The organism is Alcanivorax sp. HI0083 (genome assembly GCF_001635175.1).
Map to the genome: position 1 here is coordinate 1 of NZ_LWFX01001309.1, position 4837 is coordinate 4837.

4 protein-coding genes are annotated in these 4837 nt (G+C 60.6%); 3 read left to right on the forward strand and 1 reads right to left on the reverse strand.

Features of this window, described 5'->3' with window-relative positions; genetic code table 11:
- Positions 1-8 precede the first annotated feature (8 nt).
- Positions 9-1325, forward strand: a complete 1317-nt coding sequence (locus tag A3754_RS19550; protein WP_231880703.1) for an MATE family efflux transporter — start codon at positions 9-11, stop codon at positions 1323-1325.
- A gap of 144 nt (positions 1326-1469) precedes the next feature.
- On the opposite strand, the gene A3754_RS19555 is transcribed toward A3754_RS19550, so the two are convergent.
- Positions 1470-2396, reverse strand: coding sequence for a sterol desaturase family protein (locus A3754_RS19555; RefSeq protein ID WP_063521036.1), 927 nt, complete (start codon positions 2394-2396; stop codon positions 1470-1472).
- Between the two features lie 142 nt (positions 2397-2538).
- On the opposite strand from A3754_RS19555, the gene A3754_RS19560 reads away from it, so the two are divergent.
- Both A3754_RS19560 and A3754_RS19565 read left to right on the forward strand, forming a co-directional pair.
- Positions 2539-3561 carry an AraC family transcriptional regulator gene (locus A3754_RS19560; RefSeq protein WP_063521037.1) on the forward strand — a complete coding sequence of 341 codons (1023 nt, stop codon included), beginning with the start codon at positions 2539-2541 and terminating at the stop codon, positions 3559-3561.
- Positions 3562-3805: 244 nt separating this feature from the next.
- Positions 3806-4786, forward strand: coding sequence for a nitronate monooxygenase family protein (locus tag A3754_RS19565; RefSeq protein ID WP_063521038.1), 981 nt, complete (start codon positions 3806-3808; stop codon positions 4784-4786).
- The last annotated feature ends 51 nt before the right edge of the window (positions 4787-4837 follow it).

Consider the following 4837-nt stretch of genomic DNA (forward strand, 5'->3'; position numbering starts at 1 on the left):
CTGCAAACCTGCCAACCCTGGCGTTGGTCCGCCAGCTCTGGCAGCAGACCTGGCCCATGGCCATGGGCGTCATGTCCCTGCTGGGCTTTTATCTGGTCGACAGTATCTTCGTGGCCCGGCTGGGCACCGCACCGCTGGCGGCCCAGTCGTTCACTTTTCCGTTGGCGTTTCTGGTCATCGGTGTGCAGGTGGGCATCGGTATTGCCATTGCCGCGCTCATCTCCCGGGCCATCGGTGCCGGCCAGCAGGAGCAGGCCAACCGGTTGGGGGCGCTGGTGCTGGTCGGCGGTGGTGTGCTGCAGGGTGTGCTGGTGCTGGTGTTGTGGCTGATCCAGGAACCTGCCTTTGCGTTGCTCGGCGCCAGTGAAGAGATTCGCGCCATGATCCGGCCCTACTGGGCCTTGCAGGTGCCGGCCATGTGGGTCGGTGGGGTGGTGTACTTCGGTTACAGCCTGTTCCGCGCCCACGGCAACACACGTTTTCCCGGCATGATGATGGTGCTCACCAGCCTGCTGAATCTGCTGTTCGATCCGATTCTGATTTTTGGTATCGGCGATTGGCAGGGGTTTGGTTTGCCCGGTGCGGCGCTGGCGACCTTGCTGGCGTTTTCCCTCGGTGGCGTGATTGTGGCCCTGTCTCTGCGGGGCAAGGGTTGGGTGCAACGCGCTGGTATGCTGGTGCAGATGCGTGCGTCGGCCTGGCCGTTTGCGCAGATCGCTGGCCCGGCCATGATCAGCCAGTTGATGCCGCCGTTGGCGGCCATGGTGGCCACGGCGCTGGTGGCCCGCTCCGGTGACCAGGCGGTGGCCGCCTGGGGCATGGCCAGTCGCCTGGAAAGTTTCTCCATCGTGCTGGTGCTGGGCATGACCATGGCGCTGCCGCCCTGGCTGGGGCGTTGTTATGGCGCTAACGACTGGGCCACTGTGCGGCGGCTGATGCAGGTGGCGGCGGGCATGGTGGTTGCCTGGCAGGTGCTGCTGGGGCTGGTGATGGCGTTGCTGGCGGCGCCGCTGGCCAGCGTACTGGTCGACACCCCGGCGGTGCAGGCCTTCCTGACCGTGCTGATTCGCTGGATGCCGCCCAGCTATGGTTTTCTGGGCGTCTGCATGTTGGTGGTATCGGCCAGCAATGCGCTGGGCTGGCCCATGCGTGCCATGCTGATTTCTTTCTTGCGGCTGTTCCTGTGCTATTTGCCGTTGTTGTGGCTGGGCTTCGAGTTGGGTGGTTTTGGTGGCTTTGCCCTGGGCGCGGCCTTCGGCAATGTGCTGGCGGGGGTGATGGCGTGGGGTTTCTATCAGCAGGCGCTGAAGGCAGTTGACAGTTGATAGTGGACAGTTGACAGCTACGCGGACGGTTTCTTCTTTATCTTGAAGCGCAAGAGGCCGCGTCCAGAGTTTGGGCGCGGCCTCTTGCGTTTGAAAGTTGGCAGTGGCTGTTTCGCGCCGCTGTCAACTGTCCACTATCAACTCTCAACTATTATCGTTTCGTTCCCATTCCGGTGGTTTCCACAGGTGTTTGAGGCGCTGCCCAAGCGGGCCTTTCTGGCGGATGGCCCGGAACATGTCTGCGTATTCATGGCACCAGTTCACCACAAGGCTGTTGCTGTACACCGGGCGGGTGATGCCGTATTCCACCGGTTGGTCGTCTTTTTCTTCCACGAAGGTGCCGAACAGGCGATCCCAGATGATGAAAACCCCCGCGTAGTTCCGGTCGATATATTCCGGGTTGCGGCCGTGGTGCACTCGGTGATGGCTGGGCGTATTGAAAATGTATTCGATGGCCGGGTGCAGTTTGCCCACCAGGGTGGTGTGGATGAAATACTGGTATACCAGCGACAGGGCATAGCACACCCCGATCCATACCGGGTTGTAACCGAGAAAGGCCAGTGGCACATAGAACAACCAGCCGCCGTTGAAGATGTTGGTAGCATTCTGGCGCATGGCAGTGGAGAAATTCATCCGCTCGGAGGAGTGGTGGGTCACATGGGCGGCCCAGAACCAGCGCACCCGGTGTGAGGTGCGGTGGAAGCCGTAGTAGCAGAAATCCACCAGAAACCACAGGGCGATGGCGGTAAAGACGTTGAGCTCAATATCGAGCAACCGGTGCTGATACGCAAAGGCATACACGGGGAAGGCGATCAGCCCGGCGAACAGCAACTCGGTGGTCTGGTAGCCGGCACCGAGCATGAAATTGAGCCAGGATTCACGGCCATCCACCAGCCGGTTGTTGTGGCGAATCTTGCGGTATTCCCACAGGAACAGGCCAATAAAAAGCGGCGTGGCCACGACAAAGATCAGCTGTCGGGCATCCAGCGCCAGCCAGTCGGGCAGGGCATTCCATAGCGGTACCAGGCCGCTGTTCTGCCAGACGTTGTTGAACCAGTCCATTAATGCCATAGAAACCTCGAAGCTCGGTGGGAGCGCGGTGAAACGTGGAAGATGGCAGTGTGCGACAAGCGCGGCGGATAGTATTGACTATCCATGCCTTATTTTTGACAATTTAGGCCAACAGGGTAAACGTCACCCACAAGGAGAGACCATGGCCGCTGCCATGCGCGTCACCGGGGCCTGGGTACAGTTGCTGACCGACTGGCTGGACCGGGAAAACCTGCCTGCCCCTGCATTGCGCACGGTGCTGGACAGCCGCTCGCCAGCGGATGTGGTGCCGCTGCCGCTGTGGCGGGATCTGCTACAGCAGGCGGTGTTGTTGCGCCCGGAGCGGTTGGCGCCGGGGCTGGAAATCGGCGCCATGATCCAGCCCCGCCATGTGGGCATGCTGGGCTATCTGATTCTCACCTGCCGGACCCTGGGCGAAGCCATGCTGGCCTACCAGCGCTATGAGACCCTGTTCTACGGTCAGGACATGGTGGAGGTGGTGGGGCAAGGTGATCAGATGCTGGTGCGCTGGCCCGGGGAGGACTCCACCGGGGAGCTGGCGGACAGTGTGGCTATCGCGGCGCTGGTCAGCTTTCTGCGTCGGCAGGTGGATACGCCGCCGGTGCCTACCCGTGTTGATTTTGCTTTCCCTGGCCCCGAGCCGTCGATCCGGGCGGCGTTTGAAGCCTTTTTCGGCTGTCCGGTCCAGTTCGCTCAGGCGCACACCTGCGTTGCCTTTCCTGTCCACTTTCTTGCCATTGCCTTGCCGCATAGCGACCCGAGCATGCGCAGCCTGCTGGACCGGCAGGCCCAGGCCATGCTGCTGGCGCTGCCGGATTCCGACAGTTTTGATCGGGCCCTGCAACAGGCCATGGTGCGATTGATGCCGGAAGCGGCGGTGACCCTGCCGCGTCTGGCAGCGGAGCTGCACATGTCCGTGCGCACTTTGCAGCGTCGCCTAACCGAGCGGCAGTTAACCTGGCGGGAATTGCTGGACCGCACCCGCGAGCAACTGGCCCGCCACTACCTGGCCGACCAGTCACTGACGTTGGGGGATATTGCCTTGCTGCTGGGCTTTTCCGAGCACAGTGCTTTCAGTCGCGCCTACCGGCGCTGGACGGGAAACACCCCGGCACGGGCCAGAAAGCAGGCAGCAATGGCATACAAAACAGAAAATGCTGTGTAGTTTGGTGCTTTCGGCCGACGTGGATCGGCGAAACGCGCAGGCCGCGAATTCAGCGGGTGTTGGGCTATGGTTGTCGGCGTTGCTACCCGAACCAATCCAGTCGGTGAGAATTCCGGTCATTGCTGGCACGCCGTGCGGCGTGATTAATTTCCCGCCATCGTGCTCCGCGAGACGCCCTCGGAACGTTGAAACGACGCTGAGCTGAGAGGCTGGTGGAGACAGGCACAATGAGAGAGGAACACCGATGAAAACGCGTATTACCGAATTGCTGGGCATTGAGTATCCGATCGTTCAGGGCGGCATGCAGAACGTGGGTTATGCGGAGCTTGCCAGTGCAGTTTCCAACGCTGGCGGTCTGGGCATCATCACCGCCCTCACGCAGCCGACCCCGGAAGATCTGGACAAGGAAATCAAACGCTGCAAGGAAATGACCGACAAGCCCTTCGGTGTGAACCTGACCATTCTGCCGACCATCAAGCCGGTGCCCTACGAGGAATACGCCCGGGTAATTTGTGAAAACGGTGTCACCGTGGTGGAAACCGCCGGCCGTAACCCGGAACCGCATATGCCCCTGTTCAAGGAATACGGGGTGAAGGTGGTGCACAAGTGCACGTCAGTGCGCCATGCGCTCAAGTCGGAAAAAGTGGGTGTGGATGCGGTATCCGTGGATGGCTTCGAATGTGCCGGCCACCCGGGGGAAGATGACATTCCCAACCTGGTGCTGCTGCCGGCGGCGGCCCGTGTACTGAAAATTCCCATGCTGGCGTCCGGCGGTATCGGCACCGGGGCGCAGATGGCGGCGTGTCTGGCGCTGGGTGCCGATGGCATCAACATGGGTACCCGTTTCCTGGCCTCCAAAGAGGCCCCGGTACATGAAAACATGAAGAGAGCCATTGCCGAGGCGTCCGAACTGGATACCGCACTGATCTTCCGCCCCTTGAAAAATACCGCTCGTGTGTACAAGAACGCGGTGGCCACCAAGGTCAACGAAATCGAACGCGAAAAAGGTCAGGACATGAAGTTTGAATACATCGTGGATCTGGTGGCTGGTGTGAAAGGCAAGGCGGCACTCACCTCCGGTGAAATTGATGGTGGTATCTGGACGTCGGGGATCGTGCAGGGGCTGATCGATAGTTATCCGAGCTGTGCGGAAATCATCGATGACATTATCAGTGAATGTACCGGCACTATTAATCAGCGTCTGGCAGAAATCATGAAAAGCTAGGGAGCCTCTGAATAACGCCTTGCGTACTCAGCGTGGCCTGGAGCGTTCAGC